The sequence below is a fragment of the Pseudidiomarina salilacus genome (genome assembly GCF_047323925.1).
In the GTDB taxonomy this organism is placed as follows: Bacteria; Pseudomonadota; Gammaproteobacteria; order Enterobacterales; family Alteromonadaceae; genus Pseudidiomarina; species Pseudidiomarina salilacus.
Genome location: NZ_CP178751.1, coordinates 824,222 through 848,321, shown reverse-complemented (window position 1 = coordinate 848,321; position 24,100 = coordinate 824,222). Strand labels below are relative to the sequence as shown.

Below are 24,100 nucleotides of genomic sequence, written 5' to 3'. Positions count from 1 at the left end.
ATGGGATGGCATGAAAATCGCGAATTTTTCGTATCTTGGGAAGAACTACATCGCGCCACGAAGGAACTAGCACGACGTCAATTGCCAGCGGAGCAATGGCAGGGCGTAATCGCGGTCAGTCGCGGCGGCTTGGTGCCGGCAGCCATTGTGGCACGTGAGTTGAATCTGCGCGTGGTGGAGAGCGTCTGTGTGAGCTCGTATGACCACGACAGCCAGCGCGACAGCGTCACCTTGTTGAAAGACGTAAGCTGCACTGCAGATGGCGAAGGCTTTTTGGTGATTGATGATCTGGTAGATACCGGCAATACCCTGAAATTCTTGCGTAAGCGTTTACCAAAGGCGAAGTTTATTACGGTGTATGCGAAGCCGGCGGGGATGGATTTAGTGGACGACTTTGTTGCAGATTTAGAACAGGAAACGTGGATTCATTTTCCGTGGGATATGCACTTGCATTACGTCGAGCCACTAGCTGGCCAAGAGAGTTAGAAAAAGCCGAGCGGTTGCTCGGCTTTTTTTGTTGTTCGCTATTAGCTGTTCGAATAACGAATCACGAATAACGATCCTTCAACAGCCAACAACGCCTTTTTCTTTAAGGGTTGTTAGAACGTCAGCGATGGCGATTTTAGTTTTCTCACCGCTGCGACGGTTTTTATATTCGACGGCTTGTTCGTCGAGATTGCGCTCGCCGATGACGATTTGATGCGGCACACCGATAAGCTCCATATCCGCAAACATGACGCCAGGGCGTTCTTTGCGATCATCAAATAACACATCGATACCCGCAGCTTTGAGCTCTTTGTAAAGGTGCTCGGCGGTTTCCTGCACGCGTACTGACTTGTGCATGTTCATGGGTACGATGGCGACTTGGAAAGGCGCTAACGCCTCAGGCCAAGTGATGCCGTACTCATCATGGTTTTGCTCAATAGCTGACGCCACAATGCGCGAGACGCCGATACCGTAACAGCCCATCATCAAGGTCTCGTGCTTGCCTGATTCCGTGAGTACACCCACTTTCATTGCATCAGAGTATTTCTTCCCAAGTTGGAAGATATGACCGACTTCGATGCCGCGTTTGATTTGCAAGGTACCATTGCCGCATGGGCTCGGATCACCTTCAACCACATTGCGCAAATCCGCGACCTGCGGCAGTGCGACATCGCGTTCCCAATTGATATTGAAGTAGTGATAGCCGTCTTCGTTGGCGCCGGCGCCAAAGTCGGCCATGACGGCAACACTGCGATCGATGATGAGATCGATTGGCAGATCGACAGGACCTAATGAGCCCGGACCGGCACCGATGACTTGGCGAATTTCCTCTTCGCTCGCGAATACCAGAGGGCTGGCGACTTGCTCAAGTTTTGCCGCTTTGATTTCGTTCAGTGTGTGATCGCCGCGTACCATAAGTGCGACTAGTTTGCCTTCTTCGCTACCATGAACGATGAGGGTTTTGACGGTTTGCGTGATCGGTAACTTAAATTGCTCAACCAACGCCTCGATGGTTTTCGCATTTGGCGTCGCGACTTTTTCCATGGTTGCTTTAGCGGCAGGGCGTTGCTGGGCTGGGGCAACAGCTTCAGCTAGCTCAACGTTGGCAGCGTAGTCTGAGCTGTCTGAAAACGCGATATCGTCTTCGCCAGATGAGGCCAACACATGGAATTCATGTGATGAACTACCGCCAATCGAACCGGTATCGGCAATCACTGGGCGGAAATCAAGACCAAGGCGTTCGAAGATACGACAATAAGCGGCATGCATGGCGTCGTAGGTTTCTTGCAAGCTGGCTTGATCCAAATGGAAGGAGTAAGCGTCTTTCATGATGAACTCACGAGCGCGCATCACGCCAAAACGCGGACGAATTTCGTCGCGGAATTTGGTTTGGATTTGGAACAGATTTAGCGGTAATTGCTTGTAGCTGTTCACTTCTTTGCGCACTAGCTCAGAGATCACCTCTTCGTGGGTCGGGCCTAATACGAAATCACGTTGGTTGCGATCTTTGAGGCGCAGCAGCTCTGGACCATAGTCTTCCCAACGGCCTGACTCTTCCCATAAATCGGCGGGTTGTACCATTGGCATCAGCACTTCGAGAGCACCAGCGCGTTCCATTTCTTCCCGTACCACAGTTTCAACCTTGCGTAAGACGCGCAAGCCAGTGGGCGTCCAAGTGTACAAACCGGCTGCAACTTTACGAATCATGCCGGCGCGCAGCATGAGTTGATGACTGATGACTTCGGCGTCAGCAGGCGTTTCTTTCAATGTGCCCAAAAGATAATGGCTGGTACGCATGGTATCCCTTCTATTCTTATGCGGTTCAATCGATTGACCAGAATTCTATCAGTAGCGAGCCCTGGTCAAAAGACTTTCGTGATGTTTATCACGAGGTTTTGTTGTCCTTGCACTTGCCATTGGATATTAAGGTCGTACAAATGGACACCGTAGATACGCTCGCTGGCTTGTTGGCGTTGATACGCCGGTCGTGGATCTTGCGCCAACACCTGTTCAATGAGTTGCTGCAGCTGTGGATAGTGTGCGGCGAGGTCTTGGAGTTGCGCACTTGCGGTGGCGCTAAATTGCGTAGTGAGTTCTGCACTTGGCGCCTGTTGCGCAAAGCCAGCTTTGGCGTGCGGCACAGCATCAGTATAGGGAATGTATGGTTTTATATCGAACACGGGCGTGCCATCAACCCAGTCACCACCAGCAACATAGATTTTGGTGGTGTGCTTGTCGTACTCAATGCGGTCTAGTTTGGCCACCGATAAACCCAAACCATTGGGACGAAATGTCGAGCGCGTGGCAAACACGCCAAGTTTCTCGTTGCCGCCGAGCCTTGGTGGGCGAACCAGTGATTGCCAGCCTTGGGTTAGATTTTCATGAAATGCGAACACTACCCACACATGGCTAAATTGCTCCAGCCCCCGCGTGGTATCTGGCTTAGCAAAATCGCCATGCAACTCAATGCAGCAGCGCGCCGCCGCCACCAAGCCCGGCTGCCGTGGCACCGCAAACTTCTCTTTATAAGGACTGCGAACGTAGCCAATCGGCTCAATGTTGTGCTGCATCTCTCTCCGAACTCGCGCAATTCACGACTCTATTCATTATTTAGCGGATTTCATCACATTTTTGTCAGTTTCGCGAACTTTTACCCCCAGAAAGGGCTGCCCTTTGTTTTGGGTTTTTGCGGTGGAGGGGGCGCTGGGTGTGGGGTTGGCGAAGTTGGCACGGTGTGTGCATTACTCTGGATGTGAATGAACAATTGAGTGTCTAACAACAAAAATGTGGGAGCTTTTATCATGACACGGCAACAATCAGTGTGGTTTTCAGCGGTCTTTTTAATTGCAATGGTAACAGCGGTGAGCTTGCCATTTGCGAGTGTGGCGAATGCGCAAGAGCGCAAGTTCGAAGCAAGCTACACGGCGAGTAGTGCAACCGAGCTTAGCGTGGAATCAGGTGTGGGTAGTGTTGAGCTGATCCGCTACAGTGGTGACACCATTGAAGTGGAAATGGTCGCCGAAGAGGCGGAAACCTCGTTCTTTAGCGATGCTAATTTAGATGCGGTTGAGTTGCGTGCCGAGCAAAACGGCAATCGCCTTGACTTGAGTGTTCCAGAGCAAGACAACGTGAAGTTGACTTGGCGGATTAAAATGCCACAAGTCGCAAGCGTGAATATTGATTTAGGTATTGGTGAAGTGATTGGCGAAATGAACGCCGCTGACTTAGATGTCGATATCGGCATTGGCGAATTGGATGTGATTGTTTTCGGTGAAGTCGCTGACGTAAAAGCTGATGTAGGCATTGGTGATGTCAATATTGAAGGCGCTATGAAGCAGCAAAAAGAGCGCGCGTTTATCAGTGCTTCAGGTAATGCTGAGGGACGTGGCCAAGCGCGCGTCAATGTCGATGTAGGCATTGGTGAAGCGAATATCACGATTCAGTAAAGCTTACTCTCTCAACCAACTTTTGTGACGAAAGTTGTTTTAAAAGCCCTACCCTATGTAGGGCTTTTGCTTTTTAGCGGAAAATGACCTATTCCTGTAGGTAGTCATTTATCAGGAGGTTAGAAATGGCTCGATTACAAAACAAAGTTGCACTGATCACCGGTGCAGGCGCCGGCATTGGTAAAGTTATCGCCGAGATGTTCGTGCAAGAAGGTGCGAAAGTGGTTCTGGTCGATTGGCACGAAGCAGAGCTGGCGGAAGTTGACGCAACCTTACCAGCGGATCAAAGCACTTATTACGTTGCCGATGTGAGCGTTCCCGAGCAAGTACAAGCTTATGTCGATCATGCGGTTAAAACCTTTGGGCGCATTGACATTTTTGTGAATAATGCTGCGATTGAAGGCCAAATGATGCCGATAATCGAGCAAACATTGGAGAATTTTGACCGCGTGCAAGCGATTAATGTGCGTGGCGCCTTTGTTGGTTTGCAAGCGGTTATGCGAGTAATGCAACAACAGGGCGGGGGAAGCATCATCAACATGTCGTCAGTGGCCGGTCTAGATGGTAGTGCGCTAGCATCGCCGTATGTGACTTCCAAACATGCACTCACGGGTCTCACCAAATGTGCAGCACTCGAGGGCGCGGCAGACAAGATCCGTGTCAATTCGGTGCACCCGTCACCGGTGAATACGCGAATGATGCGTTCGATCGAAGAAATGTTTCAACCGGGTCATGCAGAAGATACGAAACATCAACTAGAAACTATGATCCCACTTGGGCGCTATGGTGAATCAGAAGAAATTGCCTATTTAACTTTATTTTTGGCAAGTGATGAAAGTCAGTTTATTACGGGCGCTAATTACAGAATTGATGGTGGCATGGGCGCAAAATAAAAAAACAAAGAAGCCGCTTATAAAGCGGCTTCTATTTAAATAAAACACATTATTTTATCAAATACTTTTCAATTTTATCACCACGCTCTAAAGCATCTTTTAATGCGTTAGGCATACGACCCTGTCCGGTCCAAGTGATACGCTCGCCATTTTTATCAATAATTGCATATTTAGCTGGCTTCGGGGCGCGCTTACGCTTCGGCTTCACCGCAACAGGTGTACCTTCAACTAATTCGTCGACACCAATCCCAGCGTCGGCCATCGCTTTCTTCAGTTCAGCGATCTTGCGCTGTTTCTCAGCTTCTAACTTTTGTAATTCCGCTTCTTCTTCACGGCGGTCACTAATTACTTTCTCTAATTTTTTCTGAACTTCTTCTAGTTCAGAAACAGATAATTCCTTTACTGCGGCTTTTAGACGGCGTCCATGTGTCAGGATATCTAAAAAGTCACTCATAATTTAATGATTCCAATTTTTAATGTGAGAGTTCGCATTTAATAAAAATAAAAAGCGAACAGCAAGCTTATTTTGCTGTCCGCTTTATCTTACAAGCAATTATTAAGATGTAAATTTAATTTACATATTTGGGTAATTTGGACCACCTGTTCCTTCTGGTGTTACCCAAGTTATATTTTGACTTGGGTCTTTAATGTCACAGGTTTTACAGTGAATACAGTTTTGTGCATTAATTTTGAATACCGCTTGTCCAGCTTCTTCAACTACCTCATAAACACCAGCAGGACAGTATCGTTGCGCGGGCTCCGCATATTCCGGCAAATTGACTTGTAGCGGAATGTCGGCGTCCTTGAGTTGCAAGTGGCACGGCTGGTCTTCTTCATGGTTGGTATTTGATAAATACACTGAAGAAAGTCGGTCAAACGTAATTTTATTGTCTGGCTTAGGGTACTCAATCGGTTGAAAATCCGCTGCTTTACCAGTGCAGCGAAAATCTGGCGTTTCATCCTTGAAGGTAAAGGGTAGTTTTCCGCCAAACCAATTTTGGTCGACAGTGTTGTAGGCACCACCAACCCAAGTGCCAAACTTATGGATGACTGGGCCGAAATTACGCGAACGGTAAAGCTCATCGTACAGCCAAGATTGTTTAAAGCGTTCCGCATAATCGGTTAACTCAGTGGCGGGAGTGTCCGCAGCCAATGCAGTAACAATACTTTCGGCCGCAAGCAACCCAGACTTCATTGCTGTGTGGTTACCTTTGATTTTGGCAAAGTTCAGGGTGCCGGCATTACAGCCAACGAGAATACCACCAGGCATGGTCATTTTAGGCAACGAATAAAAACCACCTTTGGCGATGGCTCTTGCGCCGTAAGTAACTCGTTTAGCGTTCGCCAAAGTCTTCGCGATTTCAGGGTGCGTTTTAAAGCGTTGAAACTCTTGGAACGGATTTAAATAGGGATTTGCGTAATTCAGATCGACGATCAATCCCACGTATACTTGACCATCTTCAGCATGATACAAATAGCCACCACCGGTCGCATTTTTATCCAGCGGCCAACCTGTAGAGTGGACCACCAAGCCCGGTTGATGCTGTTCCGCAGGAACATCCCAAATCTCTTTAAAACCAATTGCATAATGTTGCGGTGAGGCATCATCAGCTAGATTAAACTCAGCCTGTAAGCGCTTGCCTAAATGGCCGCGACAACCCTCGGCAAAAACGGTGTATTTGGCGCGCAGTTCCATCCCTGGTTCGAAGCTATCCTTTTGTTCGCCGTCAGCGCTAATACCCATATCGCCGGTGATCACCCCAGCCACACGACCCTCTTCAATGATGACATCAGCAGCAGGGAAACCAGGGAAAATTTCCACACCCAGTTGCTCCGCTTGTGCTGCTAACCAGCGGCAGAGGTTGCCCATACTAGTGATGTAATTGCCTTCGTTATGAAAGGTTTTTGGCACCATAAAGTTCGGCAAACGACGCGCTGATTTATCATCATTGAATAAAAATATATGGTCTTCAGTCACAGGCGTATTTAATGGCGCTCCGCGCTCTTTCCAATCGGGAAAGAGCTCATCCAGTGCACGCGTCTCAAATACTGCGCCGGAGAGGATATGTGCGCCCACTTCTGAGCCTTTCTCAACCACACAGATCATGAGTTCTTGCTGCTGTTCTTGCGCGAGCTGAGCTAACCGGCAAGCTGTCGCAAGTCCAGCGGGACCTGCACCGACGATAACGACGTCAAATTCCATACTTTCGCGTTGCATTTTGAACTCCTATAACGCTGTGGGGCGTTCAATATGCCCCTTAATTGGCTGTGACAATTTTTCGCTGAGTAGCGCGGCCGGAAGTGCCGGTAATAAGTAATTTCCTTGCGCCATATAACAATCGCGCTGCAGTAAAAAGTCAATTTGTGGTTGCTGTTCTACCGCCACTGCAACAACTTCGATACGCAGGTTTCTCGCGGTCCGCAATATCCCTTCGACTAATTCGGTTGCAATGGTTTGCACCGGCACATCGCGTATTAAACTGGGTGCGATTTTGATAGTGTAGGGCGGACATACTTTAATTGCCGTAATTAAGGCACTGGTCATGCCGGTCAATTGCACCGCAACCCGTAAGCCTAGTTTTTTAAATTGCTCAACGCTGCTGCGATGATTATTGCACAACTGTAAGTAGACTTCTTCACTGAGCTCTACCTGCAAGGCGTCGGCGGGTAGCGATGAGCGCTTCAGATGATGTGCAATCAGTTCTGGTAATTCAGGTATGGTCAATTGACGCAGCGATAAGTTGACGGTGGTCAGCAGCTTGCCATCACCGAGCTGTCGCCACTCTGCCGCCTGTTTACAGGCGTGTTTAATCACAAACTCAGTCATTGAAAAAACGAGACCTGTTTGTTCCATGAGGTCCAGAAATTGCAAGGGCTCGACGAGTTGTTCACCGTGCCGCCAGCGTAGCAAGGCCTCGACCCCAACAGCGCGGTGCGTGCGCACGTTGACGATGGGTTGATAATAGAGGATTAAATCACGCTGCTCTAAAGCGATGCGCAACAACGCGAGGGTTTCGCGCCGCGTCGATAGCTCTAGTGCCTGTTCAGGACGATAGCTAGCAACGCCAAAATAGCCCTGTTGTTTCGCATGAAACAATGCGGTATCGGCGTAATGCAATAGGGTTTCCGCATCGTAATCAGCATCACTGGCGTAGGCAATCCCAAATGACGCGGAGCAATAGATCTCTTGTTGGTCGATAAACAACTGTGGGCGAATACTCTCAGTCAATTGTTGGATGATCGCCTGCTCATTATGCTGCGAACTGGTCACTTCGTATGCCAGCACAAAGGTATCAATTCCGGTGCGCGCTAGATGCGTGCGTTGTGGCAGTATCTTCTTGATGCGCAAGGCTAGCCGTTTCATCATTTCATCGGCGACAGCGTGACCTAGGGCGTGATTGAGTTCACGAAAACTGTCAATCGCAATCACCATGATCAACATATCGTGATGACGCGTTTGGCAATTCGGTAGTTGTTCACGCAAATGCGCAATTAAACCGTTGCGGTTTGGCAATTCGGTTTGTGGATCATGATCGGCGAGAAACATCAGTTTCGCTTCCGACGCATTGTGCTGCTTCAACTGCTTACGGGATTGTTTAATTTGTTGCTGTTGTTGTAATAGTCGTTGGCGCAAATTGGCGGCACGCCACCCCAAGAACAGGGCACCAAGCGTGAGTGCCAAGCCACCAAACAATACCAATTGACCGCTTGCTGAATGCATATCTTTGAGCCGTTCGGCGGTCGGCCAAAGACTGAGTTGCCATTCATTAGAGGCAAAGCGTAACGGGCGATCAATCGCCCAGTCAGAGCGCATCGCGTCGCTGCCTGCAAAGCGATAAATCGATTGTTGTTCGGCGGTGATTTCCACCTGATAGCCTTCGATAATCTCGGTTCGCACCAAAGCATCGAACAAGCGACTAATGTCGACCACAAGAACGAGGTAACGTGAAGCATTGTCACCGTCAGCAGGTGCTAAATGCGCGGCAATCACAATATCTTCGCCCGCCGCCGAGAACTGCTGGGCCGGCGCCGACAACGCATGAGCACTTTCACTGCGATGCTGCAATTTGCTGGCAATCAACGTGTCAGCGAATGCGGCGTCGAGTAGAGGCATTTGTTGACTGTTACTGCGATTGTAGACCGGAGTAAAATTGCTATCTAACAGCAGCAATCGTTGCAACGAGGGGTAATACAGGAACAACGAGGTGCTTTCTTCATCTAGCTGTTGCTGTCGTAGGGTCTCGTCTGCAGCAAGGTTGCGTGCAGTCCATTCGGTGGCGAATGAATAATTGAGCATCAATTGACGAAACTGGTTTTCAAGCAAACGTGTGTCATCGGTCAAACGCTGTTGAATTGCTTTGGCTTCAGATTGCAGCACAAAATGCTGTGCCAGCAAGGTAAGCACCACACCGACACAGGCAATCAGACTCAGATTGCGAAAATGCAGCCAAAACTTTTGTTTCATCTTAGCTTTAGTCCTTCAGTTCAGCTCTATTTGCGAACTCTTTTAAGGCTTCTGGATTTGCCAAAGCGTCGGTGTTCTTGACGGTTTCGCCATGAATGACCTGGCGTACTGCCAGCTCGACAATTTTGCCACTGACGGTACGTGGAATGTCATTCACTTGCGCGATAACAGCAGGTACGTGTCGGGGCGTCGCGTTTTGCCGAATGATCTGGCGAATCTGTTGTTGCAAGTCAGCATCTAATACTAGGCCATCGCGTAATCGCACAAAGAGTACCACACGCTCATCGTCTTGCCAGTGCTGACCAACGGCAATACTTTCGAGTACCGCATCGATTTTTTCGACCTGCCGATAGATTTCTGCGGTGCCAATGCGCACCCCGCCTGGATTCAACACTGCGTCGGAACGGCCATAAATAATTACACCATCATGTGCGGTGATTTCAGCGTAGTCGCCGTGTGCCCAGATGTTATCGAAGCGCGCAAAATAGGCATTGAAATAACGTTGGCCGTCGTCGTCACCCCAAAAGCCGATAGGCATACAGGGAAAGCTGTTGCGACACACGAGTTCGCCTTTTTGTTGCTGCACCGCGATGCCATCGTCGTTGAACACTTGCACATCGAGTCCAAGCCCGCAGCATTGCAGTTCACCACGATAGACCGGGAGGATAGGACAACCCAAAGCAAAACAAGAAACGATATCGGTACCGCCGGAAATTGACGATAAGCAAAGGTCTTGTTTGATATCGCGATACACGTAGTCAAAGCTCTCAGGTGCAAGTACCGAGCCGGTAGTGAGAATGCTGCGTAATGCGCTTAACTGATGCGATTGCGCCGGCTTGCACTGGGCTTTTTCCAGTGCCGATAAATATTTTGCACTGGTACCGAAAACCGAAATACCTTCGTCATCGGCGATATCCCATAACACTTCTGGGGTGGGGTAAAAGGGCGACCCGTCAAATAACACCAGCGTTGCCCCTTGGGCGAGACCCGACACCAACCAATTCCACATCATCCAACCGCAAGTGGTGAAATAAAACAACACATCGTCGCGTTTGAGATCGGTATGGAGACCGTGCTCTTTCAGGTGTTGCAGTAGGGTGCCACCAATACCATGGACGATACACTTGGGTACCCCGGTGGTCCCTGAACTGAACATGATATACAGCGGGTCGTTAAAGCCCATACGCACAAAGCTTGGTGTGGCCGCTGCATCAGCTTGCTTGAGCCAGTCATGCCAGTACACGGTGTTGTTGTCGATCTGCGGATTGAGCCGCGCGAAGTTGACCAAAACTGTTTGCTCAACGGTGTTTAACTGAGCACGAATAGCTGTCGTTTTCTCGCTAATGTCGAGGGTTTTACCATTATAGAAATAGCCATCGACAGTGATGAAAGCCTTCGGCGAGATCTGGCCAAAACGATCGAGCACACCTTGTACACCGAAGTCCGGCGAACAAGAAGACCAGACAGCGCCTAAGCTAGTTGTTGCCAACATGGCCACGATGGTTTCGATGCAGTTAGGCATCATGGCTGCAACGCGGTCACCTTTTGCCACGCCCAGCTGCTCGAGCTGACTGGCAATGGCTGCGACCTGCTGATTGAGCTCGGCGTAGCTCAGTTGCTGACGGCTGCCGTCCTCACCGCGAAAGACGAGCGCGGTACGGTCATCATGATGACGTAATAAATTTTCCGCGAAGTTGAGTTGCGCGTCTGGAAACCACTTTGCGCCAGGCAGTTTGTCTTGCGCTTCGACCACTTGCGCGCCGGCATCGCCGATGACCGCAAAATAGTCCCAAATTTGCTGCCAAAAATCGGCACTTTCACGCACCGACCAGTCATGTAATTGATGGTAGCTGCCAAGGTCTAACTTATATTTTTGGTTTATGTGCTGCATGAAATCGGTCATGCGGGCGTTGGCAATTTGTGTTGCTGTAGGTTGCCACAACATCTTCGCAGTCATGATTGGCTCCCGTTGATTTATTGTTTTGCTAATTCGGCTAGCGCGACGTTGGAGCGCGGCTGTTGCCCGAGGCTCTGACAGATACGAGCGCCCGCTTGAATCAAGGCGGTAAGGTCAATACCGGTGTCGTAGCCCATGCCATGCAACATATAGACCACGTCTTCACTGGCAACATTGCCGCTAGCGCCTTTGGCGTAAGGACATCCGCCTAAGCCAGCAACAGCACTGTCAATAGTGCGTACGCCCATGGGTAAACAACTGGCGATGTTAGCGAGTGCTTGACCATAGGTATTGTGAAAATGCAGCGCAAGTTGTTCCATGGGAACTTGCTTGGCCACTGCTTCGAGCATTTGCTGAGCTTTCAATGGCGTGCCAACACCAATGGTGTCGCCTAAGGATACCTCATAGCAGCCCATTGCAGCGAGCTGTTGCGCCACCCAAGCAACTTGGCTAGGGGCGATGTCACCGTCATAAGGGCAGCCAAGGACGCAACTGACGTAACCGCGCACCCGCAAACCTGCTTGTTGTGCGGCAGCGAAGACCGGTTCAAAGCGGGTCAAGCTCTCGGCAATCGAACAGTTGATGTTTTTTTGGCTGAAGCCCTCAGAGGCGGCGCCAAAAATCGCAACTTCATCAGCGCCGGCCGCCAGCGCTGCCTCAAAACCTTTCATGTTAGGCGTCAATGCCGCGTAGGTGAACCCCTCGCGGCGTTGAATACCGGCAAAAACCGCCGCACTATCAGCCATTTGTGGCACCCATTTGGGGCTCACAAAAGAACCAGTTTCAATGTAGCGCACCCCAGCAGCACTGAGGTCATCAACCAACTGAATTTTACTCTCAGTCGATACTGACGCTTCATTTTGCAGGCCATCGCGAGGGCCTACTTCGACCAGTTTAATGCTTGTGTTGCTCATGCATCACCTGTGGTATCTGTGCTCAAACTCACTAATTCAGCGCCATCACTCACCAAGTCACCAGCGCCGTAAAACACTTGCTCGACGGTACCAGCGTGGGCTGCGCGAATGGTATATTCCATTTTCATCGCTTCCATGATCACGAGCGCTTGCTCAGCCTCAACGGTATCGCCTTGTTGTACTAAGACTTCAACAATGGTGCCGTTCATCGGCGCGGTCATACTACCGGCTGCTTTTTCTTGACTGAGCGTATCAGCGACTAAATGGCGTTGGAAGTGTAAGTTAGCTGACTGCGAGAACACCGTAATACTTTGTGCGTCTTGCATTACGTAAACTTGATAGCCGTGCCCATCGCAACTGACCGACAAACAATCGCCATTGAGTTCCGCCTGCCAGATACGCTTATCGAATTGGCTGCGCCAGCCATGACTGGTTTGTTGCAATTCAACACTTATCGGCGCGTCACGATACAGCAGTTCGAGGGCGAAGTGTGCCGGCTGGTTGAGGCGGAAACCGCGCGCCTGTTGCCACACGTCGGCGCCTGAACTGGGCCGTTCCAACAAGTTCTCCGCCAAAGCTGCCAGCACCGCGTGATCTTGAATTTGTTGTTCGGTGTAATCGGCAAACAGCACTTTTTCATGCTTCTCGATAAAGCGGGTGGTGAGGTTTGCTTGCGCAAAGTCGCGATGCCGTGCAATGCTGCGCAGAAAATCGATATTGGTCCGTACACCGGCAATCCGATAACTATCTAAGGCTTGCAGTAGTTTGCGTAGCGCGGTTGCGCGATCCTCACCCCAGACCACCAACTTGGCGATCATCGGGTCATAATAGGCGCTCACCTCATCGCCTTCGACTACGCCACTGTCGATACGTACATCAGCTGCTGGGTTAGGGGTGCGCAAATGATGCAACACGCCCGTACTTGGTAAGAAATCATTATGCGGATCTTCAGCGTAAATACGTGCTTCAAATGCATGACCATGTAATTGCACTTGGTCTTGACTGAGCGGCAAAGGCTCGCCCGCGGCCACTTGTAATTGCCACGCGACTAAATCTTGTCCGGTGACCATTTCGGTAACGGGATGCTCTACCTGTAAACGCGTGTTCATTTCCATAAAATAGAAACGATTATCGGTGTCGAGCAGAAACTCAACGGTACCTGCACCCACGTAATCAATGGCCTGTGCTGCGCGCACCGCAGCCTCGCCCATAGCTTGTCGAGTGCGCTCACTTAGCGCTGGAGCAGGGGCTTCTTCGATAACTTTTTGGTGGCGGCGCTGCACGGAACAGTCACGCTCGGCAAGGTAGACCGCATTGCCGTGTTGATCACAGAACACCTGAATCTCCACGTGACGCGGCTTCGTAAGGTATTTTTCGACCAACATTTTGTCGTTACCAAAAGCCGCCTGTGCCTCACGTTTGGCTGAAGCTAAGGCTTCTTTAAACTGTTTTGCCGATTCGACAATGCGCATGCCTTTACCACCGCCGCCATAAGCTGCTTTGAGCAGCACTGGAAAGCCGATTTGTTCAGCTTCGGCCAGCAGTTTCTCAAGACCCTGTTCGTTGCCATGATAGCCGGGTACCAGCGGCACTTCGGCTTCGCTCATGATCGACTTGGCCGCACTCTTTGAACCCATTGCCGCAATGGCGCTGGTGGGCGGGCCGACAAAAATAATGCTATTGCTGGCACAAGCGTCGGCGAAAGCTTCATTTTCCGACAAGAAACCGTAGCCAGGGTGGATGGCATCGGCACCGGTTTGTTTGGCTGCGGCGATGATTTTATCCACTACTAAATAGCTTTCAGCGCTCGGTGCTGGACCAATAAATACGCTCTCGTCTGCCAGTTGCACATGCTGCGCCTGCCGGTCTGCTGCGGAATAGACTGCAACAGTGCGGATGCCCATTTGCCGCGCAGTACGAATGATCCGACAGGCAATTTCACCACGGTTGGCAATTAAAAGTTTGGCAATCATTACGAATCCTTTTTCCAGTTCGGGCTGCGCTTTTCAAGGAAGGCGCTCAGGCCCTCTTGTCCTTCGGCGGATACGCGAATTTCGGCAATACGCTCGATGGTCAGTCGTTGGGCGTGGTCATCGAGCGGCTGCTGATCTAAATCAGCAATGAGTTGTTTGGCTGCGCTCACTGCGGCCGGACTATTGGCACATAAAGTACTGCCGAATTCAGTGATTGCGGCGTCAAGATCGTCGACAATTTCATGAACTAAGCCCAAATGTTGCGCGGTATCAGCGTTGAAGCGCTCTGCAGTCAGCATATAGCGCCGTGCTTGGCGGGTGCCGATAGCACGCATCACATAAGGGCTGATGACCGCTGGAATCAAGCCAATTTTGACTTCGCTTAAACAGAAACTTGCTTGTGCCTCCGCGACGACAATATCGCAGCAAGCCGCAAGCCCCACGGCACCGCCGAAGGCTGCGCCTTGCACTAAACACAACGTCGGCTTGCTGAGTTCATCTAAGTTTTGCATCAATCGCGCGAGTTCACCGGCATCAGCGATGTTTTGCTCGTAGTTCTTCGCTGCCATCGAGCGCATCCACGCCAAGTCAGCGCCGGCCGAGAAATTACGACCGTTCGAACGCAATACCAGTAACCGTACATTCGCATCTTTACTTACCTGCTCCAATGCGGCTAGCAACTCACCGATCATCACGTCATCAAACGCGTTGTGCACATCGGGACGATTCAACGTCAATGTCGCAACGTTACCTTGCTGTTCTAAGCTTATATATTGAAAGTTCATAACACCTCGGCTTACATGCGGAACACGCCGAACTTAGTGTCGGCAATCGGAGCGTTATTGGCGGCGGCTAGGCTCAAGCCCAACACCGTGCGCGTTTGCGCCGGGTCAATAATGCCGTCATCCCACAAGCGGGCTGAAGCATAGTAGGGATGGCCTTGCTTTTCATACTGTTCAACGATGGGTTGTTTCAGCTTTTTCTCAGCTGCCGCCGACATTTTCTCGCCTTTGCGGGCTAGGTTATCTTTGGTGACTTGCGCCATCACACCCGCCGCTTGTTCGCCGCCCATCACCGAAATACGCGCGTTCGGCCACATAAACATCAGCGTTGGGTCGTAGGCACGGCCGCACATGCCATAATTACCGGCGCCGTAGCTACCACCGATTAACACGGTAAACTTAGGTACTTGCGCACAACTAACGGCAGTCACCATTTTCGCGCCATGCTTGGCAATACCTTCTGCCTCGTATTTTTTACCGACCATAAAACCGGTAATATTTTGCAGAAACACCAAGGGGATCTTGCGCTGTGCACAAAGTTCAATGAAGTGTGCGCCTTTTTGGGCAGACTCCGAGAATAGAATGCCGTTATTGGCGACGATTCCTACCGGATAACCGTAAATACGTGCAAAGCCAGTGACCAAGGTGTTGCCATAGTTCTGTTTAAATTCATCGAAGTCGGAATCATCGACGACGCGAGCGATTACCTCACGCGCATCATAAGGCTTGCGCAAATCGGTGCCGACAATACCGTAGAGCTCTTCGGCCGCATAGCGCGGCGGCTTCACTGCCGAGGGTTGCAGTGGCTGCGCCGGAGTAAAATTAAGCCGTGCGACAGAACGTCGCGCCAATGCCAGGGCATGCTCGTCGTTCATCGCAAAATGGTCGGCAACACCCGAAATGCGCGTATGTACATCGGCGCCACCGAGTTCTTCAGCGCTAACTTCTTCACCGGTGGCAGCTTTGACCAATGGCGGTCCGGCCAAAAAGATGGTGCCTTGTTCTTTAACAATGATGCTTTCATCGGCCATCGCTGGCACATAAGCACCGCCGGCCGTACACAAACCCATGACGACGGCGATTTGTGGGATGCCTTTGGCAGACATATTCGCTTGGTTGAAGAAAATGCGGCCAAAATGATCCCGGTCTGGGAAAACCTCGTCTTGGCGTGGCAAAAATGCACCGCCAGAATCTACCAAGTAAATACAAGGTAAGTGGCAACGCTCGGCAATTTCTTGTGCGCGTAAGTGCTTTTTCACCGTTAATGGGTAGTAGGTGCCACCTTTGACCGTCGCATCGTTCGCCACGATCATGCATTGCACGCCTTCGACTTGTCCAATACCCGCAACTACGCCAGCTGCTGGAACCTCATCTTCATAACAATCCCACGCCGCAAACTGGCCAATTTCGAGGAACGGTGAGCCACTATCGAGTAGCTTTTCAATACGCTGGCGCGCCAGTAGTTTGCCGCGTGCGAGATGGCGTTCTTGATATTTGGGACCGCCACCTTGTTTGATCTGGGCAACCTTGGCGTAGAGATCGTCCACGACCTCCTGCATTGCCTTTTGATTGGCAATAAAGGTTTCATCTTTTACGTTGACCGAGCTATTCAGAACCGTCACAGGTATCTCCTTGCTTGAGCTAGTTACGCTGATTCGCTAAACAGTTCGCGACCAATCAACATACGGCGAATTTCTGAGGTGCCCGCACCAATCTCATATAATTTCGCGTCGCGCAATAAGCGCCCAGTAGGGTACTCGTTAATGTAACCGTTACCGCCCAGTAATTGAATTGCATCGAGTGCCAATTGAGTGGCTAATTCGGCAGCATACAAGATGGCTCCAGCGGCATCTTTACGCGTGGTCTCGCCACGGTCACAGCTTTGCGCCACAGCATACACATAAGCGCGTGCAGCATTGGTGCGGGTGTACATATCTGCGACTTTGCCCTGCACCAACTGGAACTGACCGATGCTTTGGCCAAACTGCTTACGGTCGTGAATATAGGGCACCACCACATCCAAACAGGCCTGCATAATTCCCAGCGGGCCCGCCGCAAGGACGGCACGTTCATAATCAAGACCACTCATCAGTACCGCAACGCCACCGTCGACTTCGCCCATGACATTTTCAACCGGGACTTTGCAGTCTTCGAACACCAGTTCACAGGTGTTTGAGCCGCGCATACCGAGTTTATCGAGTTTTTGCGCAGTGCGAAAACCACGAAAGTCTTTTTCGATAATAAATGCGGTGATACCGCGCGAGTTTTTCTCGGGGTTGGTCTTCGCATATACCACTAGCACATCGGCATCGGGACCATTGGTGATCCACATTTTATTGCCGTTGAGCACATAATGGTCGCCTTTGAGCTCAGCACGCAGCTTCATACTCACCACGTCCGACCCAGCGTTAGGTTCGCTCATTGCCAGTGCACCGACATGCTCACCACTGCACAGCTTAGGTAAATATTTTTGCTTTTGCGCCTCACTACCATTACGAGCGATTTGGTTCACACACAAGTTTGAGTGCGCACCATAACTCAAGCCCACTGAAGCAGAAGCGCGGCTAATTTCTTCCATGGCGATTACATGCTCTAAATAGCCTAAGCCGGAACCACCATATTGTTCAGGAACCGTCATGCCAAGTAGGCCGAGGTCACCCATTTTGCGCCACAGATCACTTGGGAATTCATTTTGCTCATCGATTTCTGCCGCACGCGGGGCAATCTCGTCGCGGGCAAACGCATTTACCGATTCGCGGATCATTTCGGCGGTTTCGCCGAGGCCGAAATTGAGGCTACTAAATTGATTAATCATACGGACTCCTGACTCACTGCTGGTGGTGTGCCTTGATCAAGCTCGCGCAGTTCATCGCGACAGCGCTCTTCAAGGTTACCGAGTTCAACTAATAGGACTTTGATATCTTCAAGCTGTTGATGCAGCGACGAACGCTTATCTTCAATCAGCTCTAAAACGGTATGTAACTGGCGAACACTACTGTTCTCCATGTCGTAAAGATCAAACAGACGCTTGGTCTCGGCAAGCGAGAATCCAAGGCGTTTACCACGCAAAATCAGTTTCAACCGCACCCGATCTTTGTTGGTATACAACCGCGTTTGACCTTGCCGAGTCGGGGTCAATAAACCTTGATCTTCGTAAAAGCGAATGCTGCGCGTGGTGATGTCAAATTCACGTGCCAGTTCGCCGATGCTGTAGGTGGTAATGTCTTTCATTTTTGCTTGCTTGTGGCTGTTGAGAGGGTTAAGCTTAATCCAAGTTGACGTTAACGTAAAGGTTAAAAGCGCGATTCGTCAATCGTCCGCTTCGCTGTTCGTCCGTGCTTCGCACTGTTCGTGTTTTCTTCGAACAGGGAGGCGCAGCCGACCATACGAACAGCGCAGCGCACGAATAGCGATACACGGTTTTTGAGGAGGGGGTTTTATGTCTGATGCAGTGGTGATTGTGGCGGCGAAGCGCACGCCGATGGGCGGCTTTCAAGGAAGCTTAAACGCGGTAGATGCGCCACATTTGGGGGCCCAAGCTATTAAAGCAGCCGTTGCTGCCAGTGGTTTAAGCGCTAGTGATGTGAACGAAGTCATTATGGGTAATGTGTTGCCAGCAGGCTTGGGTCAAGCTCCGGCACGTCAAGCGAGTCTTTATGCGGGCTTGCCGCAAAGTGCTGGCGCCACCACCATCAATAAAGTCTGTGGCTCGGGTTTGAAGGCGGTGATGTTTGCGCATGACTTGTTGCACGTCGGCTCGGCGGATGTGGTGGTAGCGGGCGGTATGGAAAGCATGTCAAACGCGCCGTATTTGTTGAAGAAAGCCCGTGCGGGTTTCCGCATGGGGCACGACACCATCTACGACCACATGATGTTGGATGGTCTAGAAGATGCCTACGAAGGCAAGGCCATGGGTTGCTATGCGCAGGGCACTGCTGATGAATACGGCTTAAATCGTGAAGCGATGGATGCTTTTGCGATTGAATCACTGACGCGTGCACAACAAGCTATTGCTGAGGGTGCCTTTGCCGAAGAGATTGTCGACGTCACTTATAGCACGCGCAAAGGCGAAGTCACGGTCAGTATTGATGAACAGCCGGGCAAAGCGATGCCGGAAAAAATTCCTGGTTTGCGCCCTGCGTTTGCCCAAGACGGTACTATTACCGCAGCGAACTCAAGTTCCATTTCAGACGGTGCTGCAGCCTTGGTTTTGATGCGCGAAAGCGACGCTAAAGCACGTGGTTTACAGCCGCTAGCTCGCGTTGTAGGGCATGCCACTCATTCGCAAGCGCCGGCAGAATTCACTGTGGCACCGATTGGCGCCATGACTAAGTTATTGAACAACATTGGTTGGAGTAAAGACGACGTTGATTTATGGGAAATCAACGAAGCTTTCGCCATGGTCACCATGTTAGCGATCAATGAAATGCAATTAGACCACGCCAAGGTGAACGTCCACGGCGGTGCTTGCGCGTTAGGTCACCCGATTGGCGCCAGTGGTGCACGCTTGCTAGTAACGCTATTGCACGCGCTCCGTCGCCACAACAAACAACGCGGCGTAACCTCGTTGTGTATTGGTGGTGGTGAAGCCGTTGCAGTTGCGGTTGAGCTGCTGTAAGCCTTAGCGCGGTTGGCGCGAAGCAAGCGCTACCGCGCCAAGTAAGACGATGGCACCGAGGGCAAGACGCCACCAGTTGACGTCTTGCCCCCAAAACGCAAAGTTAACCAGTAGTCCGGCGGGAATCAGCATGTTGTTCATGGTCGCTAATTGCGCGGTATTGACGCGTTTGCTGGCAAGGTTCCATGCCAAATAACCAACACCTGAGGCGACCAGTCCTAACCACAGTAAAATACCCCACTGGGTCGCTGTGGTAGGCATCATGGTAAAGTCAGCGAAACTGAACATAGCGAAGCCAGTAGTGAGCGCTGCACCGATAAAGAACAGTGCGAAAACATGCAATTGATTGCGTTCAGAGCCAAGTGGTAAGCGTTTATAAAATACCTGACCCGCGGCAAAGCAGAGGTTGGCGCTCTGAATCAACAAAAAGCCGATGAAGAAGTCGTCACTGAGTTGGTTGAAGCGGATCACGGCAGCGCCGACGACCGCCAATGCTGCTGCGAGCCACCAGCGCGCCGGTAAGTGTTTGCGTTGAAATAGAACTTCATCGACCAGCGTCACGTACAACGGGGTGAAGATAGTAAAGAGCAGTACTTCAGCGACGCTTAGGTACAAGAACGCATGATAAAGCAACAAGTACATGATGCCGATTTGAATGGCGCCAATGCCGGCTAATTGCAATTGGCGCAATAACGCTAGGCGGCGTGGCCGCCACAGCGGTAAAAACAATACTAGGGCAAGGGCCATACGAATAAAAACTGCGATGTAGCCATCGACGCGGCCAGCGAGGAATTCACCGATAAGTGAGAAGCTTGCAGCCCAGAGTAGGGTGACGGCCCAGAGTATCCACATAGTTTGCGGTCCTTGTTTGGTACGAATTTAAAACTGGCGATGACTATCGCGGTAATCGCTTGGGGCGAGCCCCATAACTTTTTTAAATAAGCGCGAAAAATAGTACGGGTCATCAAAACCAAGGCTTTGCGCAATCGCGCGCACCGTGTCGGTGCTGGTGTCGAGTTGCTGACACGCAAGTTTGATTTTGAGCTCGTTAAAGTAACGCATCGGCGAGGTGCCGGTGACGGTCTTAAATTTCTTCGCGAAATGATAGCGTGAAAGACCGACCACCGCAGCAAGATCGGCAAGATCAAGGTCACGATGGCTGTTGTCCTGCATGAAGCGTTCGAGGGCAAGCAGGTCGAAATCTTTGGCCGTGTGAGTTGTCTCAGTAAGTCCTGGCAGTTGCGCATATAAGTTTTGTAAGAGGGTAGCAGCCTGCACGGCGCGCTGCTTTTGCCAGCGCTGGTGTTGCAAGTTAAGCAAATCGGTCACGCTTGGTAACAGACTACGCCAGTTTTGCAGGGCTAGACTAAATTGTGGTGGTGCTAGACCAAGTAAATCCATGCTTTTTGTCGCTGCGCTACCGCTAAAGTGCGCCCAGTAAATGCTCCATGGTTCTTGCGCATCGGCGTAGTAGGCATGGGCAAAGCCAGCCGGTAATAGCAACAATTGCCCGCTGCTGAGGCTACCATATTGCCAGCTGTCGGCGGTCTGGACGCGGTAGTGACCGCGGCCACGATGACAAAATATCAGCAAATGGTCGGTGTGCTGCGTTCTTTCAACATGATGCTCAGCGGCACTGAGATAATGGCCATAGGCCAACGGATAAAAGTGGCGACTCAACGGATGGGTCGCTAAGTAACTGGTAAGCTCGAGCGGCAACACCACGCGAGAACTACCGGCAGGAAGTGGCCAGCTGGACGGTTGGCTCATCGGTCTTGCACCTAACAAATGACAATTTTGTCCATTATAGGGGCAATAATGTTAATGTTAAAGCGGCGTGTTCAGTGCTTAAATACGCGGCATAGCAACCATTCAGAACAACGAGGTATTTCTAATGAGTAAAAAAGTTCCACTTTATATCGGGGGCGAATTTGTCCAGTCGAAGTCTGACAAATGGATCGATGTGACGAATCCGGCGACCCAAGAAGTGATTGCGCAAGTGCCTTGTGCGACCCAAGACGAAATGGCTGCGGCAGTTGCCAGCGCCAAACAAGCCTTTTTAACTTGGAAGGAAGTACCGGTTTCTGAGCGCGCACGCGTGATGATGCGCTATCAAGCACTATTAAAAGAACACCACGATGAAATCGCCGAGATCTTGGCGAGCGAAACCGGTAAAACCTTTGACGATGCCAAAGGTGATGTTTGGCGTGGCATTGAAGTTGTTGAACACGCAGCCAATATTCCATCATTGTTGATGGGTGAGACGGTAGAGAACGTGGCACGCGGCATTGATTCGTACAGCTACACGCAACCTTTGGGTGTCTGTGCAGGTATCACCCCGTTCAACTTCCCAGCGATGATTCCACTGTGGATGTTCCCATTGGCTATCGCCTGCGGTAACACCTTTATTTTAAAACCATCTGAACAAGATCCACTGACGCCAACGCGCTTGGTAGAGCTGTTCGAGCAAGCTGGCGCGCCAAAAGGCGTGTTGCAAGTGCTGCATGGTGCCAAGGAGCAAGTTGATTTTATTCTGGATGAACCGGCGATTCGGGCTATTTCATTCGTCGGCTCAGTACCGGTCGGTCAATATATCTATCGCCGTGGTACCGAGAATATGAAACGTGTACAAGCCTTTGCTGGCGCGAAGAACCACTGTGTGATCATGCCTGATGCGAACAAGAGCCAAGTGATTAGCAATTTGGTAGGTGCTTCGGTAGGTGCTGCGGGTCAACGTTGTATGGCTATTTCAGTTGCGGTATTTGTTGGCGCGGCGCAAGAGTGGATTCCAGAAGTCGCGGCCGAGTTGGCAAAAGTTCGTCCTGGTGCATGGGACAACAAAGACGCCGCTTACGGCCCACTGATCAGCCCACAAGCAAAACAGCGCGTCGAAAACTTTATTGAGCAAGGGGTGAAAGAAGGCGCCGAACTCTTAGTTGACGGTCGGAACTGTCAGGTCGAAGGCTTCCCTAACGGCAACTGGGTTGGACCGACCATGTTCAGTGGTGTCACAACCGAGATGGAAATCTATAAAAACGAAATCTTTGGTCCCGTATTATGTGCAACTGGCACCGATACTCTCGAAGATGCGATTGCGTTGGTGAATGCCAACCCTTACGGTAATGGTACCTCGATTTTCACTGCGAGTGGCGCTGCTGCACGCAAATACCAACATGAAGTTGAAGTGGGCCAAGTCGGTATTAACATTCCGATTCCGGTGCCACTGCCGTTCTTCTCATTCACTGGCTGGAAAGGTTCATTCTTTGGTGACTTGCATGCTTACGGTAAGCAAGCTGTGCGCTTCTATAGCGAGACCAAAACCATTACTGCGCGTTGGTTCGAAAGCGATATTGCTGATGCCAACGGGCCAAATATGACGATTCACTTGAAGTAATTGGAGTACCGCATGGATTTCAATTTAACCGATGATCAACAAGCCTTTGTCGACACGGCGCGTGCCTTTGCTGATAAAGAATTAGCACCTTTTGCAGCGGAGTGGGACGAACAGTCCCACTTTCCTGTCGAAGTGTTCCGTAAAGCCGGTGAAATGGGCTTTATGGGTATGTACACCCCAGAATCGGCAGGTGGTTTTGGCATGAGCCGACTCGACGCTGCGCTGATTTTTGAACAGCTAGCGACGGGGTGCACCGCGACCACCGCAATGATGACCATTCATAACATGGTGGCATGGATGATTGGTTCATTCGCCAAGCCCGAAGTGATTGAGCAGTGGGTACCAGAGCTGGTGACCGGTGAGAAACTGGGCTCGTACTGTTTGACCGAACCGGGTTCAGGCTCTGATGCTGCAAGCTTGCGCACGACCGCTAAGCGCGACGGCGACGACTACGTTTTGAACGGCTCGAAAATGTTTATCTCGGGTGCAGGCAGCACCGATGTCTTGGTAGTGATGGCGCGGACCGGCGAAGCTGGGCCCAAAGGCATTTCAGCATTCGTGGTGCCAGCTGACGCTGAAGGCATCAGTTACGGTAAAAAAGAAGCGAAAATGGGCTGGAATGCACAGCCAACCCGCTTAGTTACGTTGGAAGATGTGCGCATTCCGGCGCAGAACCTGTTAGGCGAAGAAGGCGAAGGCTTTAAGTTTGCTATGATGGGACTCGACGGCGGGCGCATCAATATTGCGGTTTGTTCGGTGGGTACGGCGCAAGCGGCACTGGATACGGCGCGCAACTACATGCTCGAACGCACGCAATTTGGCAAGCAGTTGGGACACTTCCAAGCCTTGCAATTCAAGCTTGCGGATATGGCGACCGAGCTCGTTGCAGCACGACAAATGGTGCGCCTCGCAGCGTTCAAAGTGGACAGCGATGATGCCGATAAAACCACTTACTGTGCCATGGCCAAACGTTTTGCCACCGACGTCGGTTTTCAAGTCTGTAACGAAGCGCTACAGATCCACGGTGGCTACGGTTATATCAAAGAATACCCATTGGAGCGCCATGTGCGTGATGTCCGTGTGCACCAGATTCTCGAAGGCACCAACGAAATCATGCGCGTGATTATCGGTCGCCGTTTACTTGCTGATATCGATCGCGCCATTTTATAGGC

20 protein-coding genes are annotated in these 24,100 nt (G+C 50.9%); 6 read left to right on the top strand and 14 right to left on the bottom strand.

From position 1 onward, the window contains the following. On the top strand, positions 1-486 hold the full coding sequence (gene gpt / locus ACJ8W9_RS04030) for a xanthine phosphoribosyltransferase (protein WP_411358610.1): 486 nt from the start codon (positions 1-3) through the stop codon (positions 484-486). 78 nt (positions 487-564) lie between these two features. On the opposite strand, the gene ACJ8W9_RS04025 is transcribed toward gpt, so the two are convergent. Next, the gene (locus tag ACJ8W9_RS04025) at positions 565-2,283 is read right to left on the bottom strand and encodes a proline--tRNA ligase (protein WP_411360469.1); all 1,719 of its coding nucleotides are present in this window, start codon (positions 2,281-2,283) and stop codon (positions 565-567) included. Between the two features lie 65 nt (positions 2,284-2,348). Beyond that, a complete protein-coding gene (gene tsaA, locus ACJ8W9_RS04020) occupies positions 2,349-3,056 on the bottom strand; it encodes a tRNA (N6-threonylcarbamoyladenosine(37)-N6)-methyltransferase TrmO (RefSeq protein ID WP_411360467.1) in 708 nt (235 codons plus the stop codon). A gap of 231 nt (positions 3,057-3,287) precedes the next feature. Here tsaA and ACJ8W9_RS04015 point away from each other — a divergent pair, with 231 nt between their 5' ends. Then, positions 3,288-3,932: a hypothetical protein gene (locus tag ACJ8W9_RS04015; RefSeq protein ID WP_411358606.1), complete on the top strand. Its 645-nt coding sequence runs from the start codon at positions 3,288-3,290 to the stop codon at positions 3,930-3,932. A 125-nt stretch (positions 3,933-4,057) separates the two neighbouring features. Further along, the gene (locus tag ACJ8W9_RS04010; protein ID WP_411360465.1) at positions 4,058-4,825 is read left to right on the top strand and encodes an SDR family NAD(P)-dependent oxidoreductase; all 768 of its coding nucleotides are present in this window, start codon (positions 4,058-4,060) and stop codon (positions 4,823-4,825) included. A 49-nt stretch (positions 4,826-4,874) separates the two neighbouring features. Here the strand turns inward: ACJ8W9_RS04010 and ACJ8W9_RS04005 are convergent, their stop codons facing one another. The 10 genes from ACJ8W9_RS04005 to ACJ8W9_RS03960 form a co-directional block, all read right to left on the bottom strand. Beyond that, positions 4,875-5,279, bottom strand: coding sequence for an H-NS family nucleoid-associated regulatory protein (locus ACJ8W9_RS04005; protein WP_411358604.1), 405 nt, complete (start codon positions 5,277-5,279; stop codon positions 4,875-4,877). Between the two features lie 120 nt (positions 5,280-5,399). Next, entirely contained in the window at positions 5,400-7,043 is a 1,644-nt protein-coding gene (locus ACJ8W9_RS04000; protein ID WP_411358602.1) for a 4Fe-4S dicluster domain-containing protein, read from the bottom strand. Between the two features lie 9 nt (positions 7,044-7,052). Then, a complete protein-coding gene (locus ACJ8W9_RS03995; protein WP_411358601.1) occupies positions 7,053-9,290 on the bottom strand; it encodes a putative bifunctional diguanylate cyclase/phosphodiesterase in 2,238 nt (745 codons plus the stop codon). Positions 9,291-9,297: 7 nt separating this feature from the next. Beyond that, on the bottom strand, positions 9,298-11,247 hold the full coding sequence (locus tag ACJ8W9_RS03990; RefSeq protein WP_411360463.1) for an acetoacetate--CoA ligase: 1,950 nt from the start codon (positions 11,245-11,247) through the stop codon (positions 9,298-9,300). 17 nt (positions 11,248-11,264) lie between these two features. Beyond that, entirely contained in the window at positions 11,265-12,161 is an 897-nt protein-coding gene (locus tag ACJ8W9_RS03985; RefSeq protein ID WP_411358599.1) for a hydroxymethylglutaryl-CoA lyase, read from the bottom strand. Beyond that, a complete protein-coding gene (locus ACJ8W9_RS03980) occupies positions 12,158-14,134 on the bottom strand; it encodes an acetyl/propionyl/methylcrotonyl-CoA carboxylase subunit alpha (RefSeq protein ID WP_411360461.1) in 1,977 nt (658 codons plus the stop codon). The genes ACJ8W9_RS03985 and ACJ8W9_RS03980 overlap by 4 nt, the downstream gene beginning before the upstream one ends. Then, positions 14,134-14,919, bottom strand: coding sequence for an enoyl-CoA hydratase/isomerase family protein (locus ACJ8W9_RS03975; protein ID WP_411360459.1), 786 nt, complete (start codon positions 14,917-14,919; stop codon positions 14,134-14,136). Before ACJ8W9_RS03975 ends, ACJ8W9_RS03980 begins: the two co-directional genes overlap by 1 nt. Positions 14,920-14,930: 11 nt before the next feature. Next, positions 14,931-16,538 (bottom strand): carboxyl transferase domain-containing protein, encoded by a 1,608-nt coding sequence (locus tag ACJ8W9_RS03970; RefSeq protein ID WP_411358595.1) that lies wholly within the window; start codon positions 16,536-16,538, stop codon positions 14,931-14,933. 23 nt (positions 16,539-16,561) lie between these two features. Beyond that, complete coding sequence (locus ACJ8W9_RS03965; RefSeq protein ID WP_411358594.1) at positions 16,562-17,731, bottom strand: isovaleryl-CoA dehydrogenase; 1,170 nt, start codon at positions 17,729-17,731, stop codon at positions 16,562-16,564. Beyond that, a complete protein-coding gene (locus ACJ8W9_RS03960; RefSeq protein ID WP_411358592.1) occupies positions 17,728-18,147 on the bottom strand; it encodes a MerR family transcriptional regulator in 420 nt (139 codons plus the stop codon). Before ACJ8W9_RS03960 ends, ACJ8W9_RS03965 begins: the two co-directional genes overlap by 4 nt. A gap of 208 nt (positions 18,148-18,355) precedes the next feature. Here ACJ8W9_RS03960 and ACJ8W9_RS03955 point away from each other — a divergent pair, with 208 nt between their 5' ends. Beyond that, positions 18,356-19,534, top strand: a complete 1,179-nt coding sequence (locus tag ACJ8W9_RS03955) for an acetyl-CoA C-acyltransferase (RefSeq protein ID WP_411358591.1) — start codon at positions 18,356-18,358, stop codon at positions 19,532-19,534. A 3-nt stretch (positions 19,535-19,537) separates the two neighbouring features. Here ACJ8W9_RS03955 and ACJ8W9_RS03950 read toward each other — a convergent pair whose 3' ends face one another. Next, positions 19,538-20,386, bottom strand: a complete 849-nt coding sequence (locus ACJ8W9_RS03950) for an EamA family transporter (RefSeq protein WP_411360456.1) — start codon at positions 20,384-20,386, stop codon at positions 19,538-19,540. A gap of 27 nt (positions 20,387-20,413) precedes the next feature. Further along, positions 20,414-21,304, bottom strand: a complete 891-nt coding sequence (locus tag ACJ8W9_RS03945; RefSeq protein WP_411358589.1) for an AraC family transcriptional regulator — start codon at positions 21,302-21,304, stop codon at positions 20,414-20,416. Between the two features lie 124 nt (positions 21,305-21,428). Here ACJ8W9_RS03945 and ACJ8W9_RS03940 point away from each other — a divergent pair, with 124 nt between their 5' ends. Both ACJ8W9_RS03940 and ACJ8W9_RS03935 read left to right on the top strand, forming a co-directional pair. Beyond that, a complete protein-coding gene (locus ACJ8W9_RS03940; protein WP_411358588.1) occupies positions 21,429-22,928 on the top strand; it encodes a CoA-acylating methylmalonate-semialdehyde dehydrogenase in 1,500 nt (499 codons plus the stop codon). 12 nt (positions 22,929-22,940) lie between these two features. Continuing rightward, positions 22,941-24,098, top strand: coding sequence for an acyl-CoA dehydrogenase family protein (locus ACJ8W9_RS03935; protein ID WP_411360453.1), 1,158 nt, complete (start codon positions 22,941-22,943; stop codon positions 24,096-24,098). Positions 24,099-24,100 lie beyond the last annotated feature (2 nt).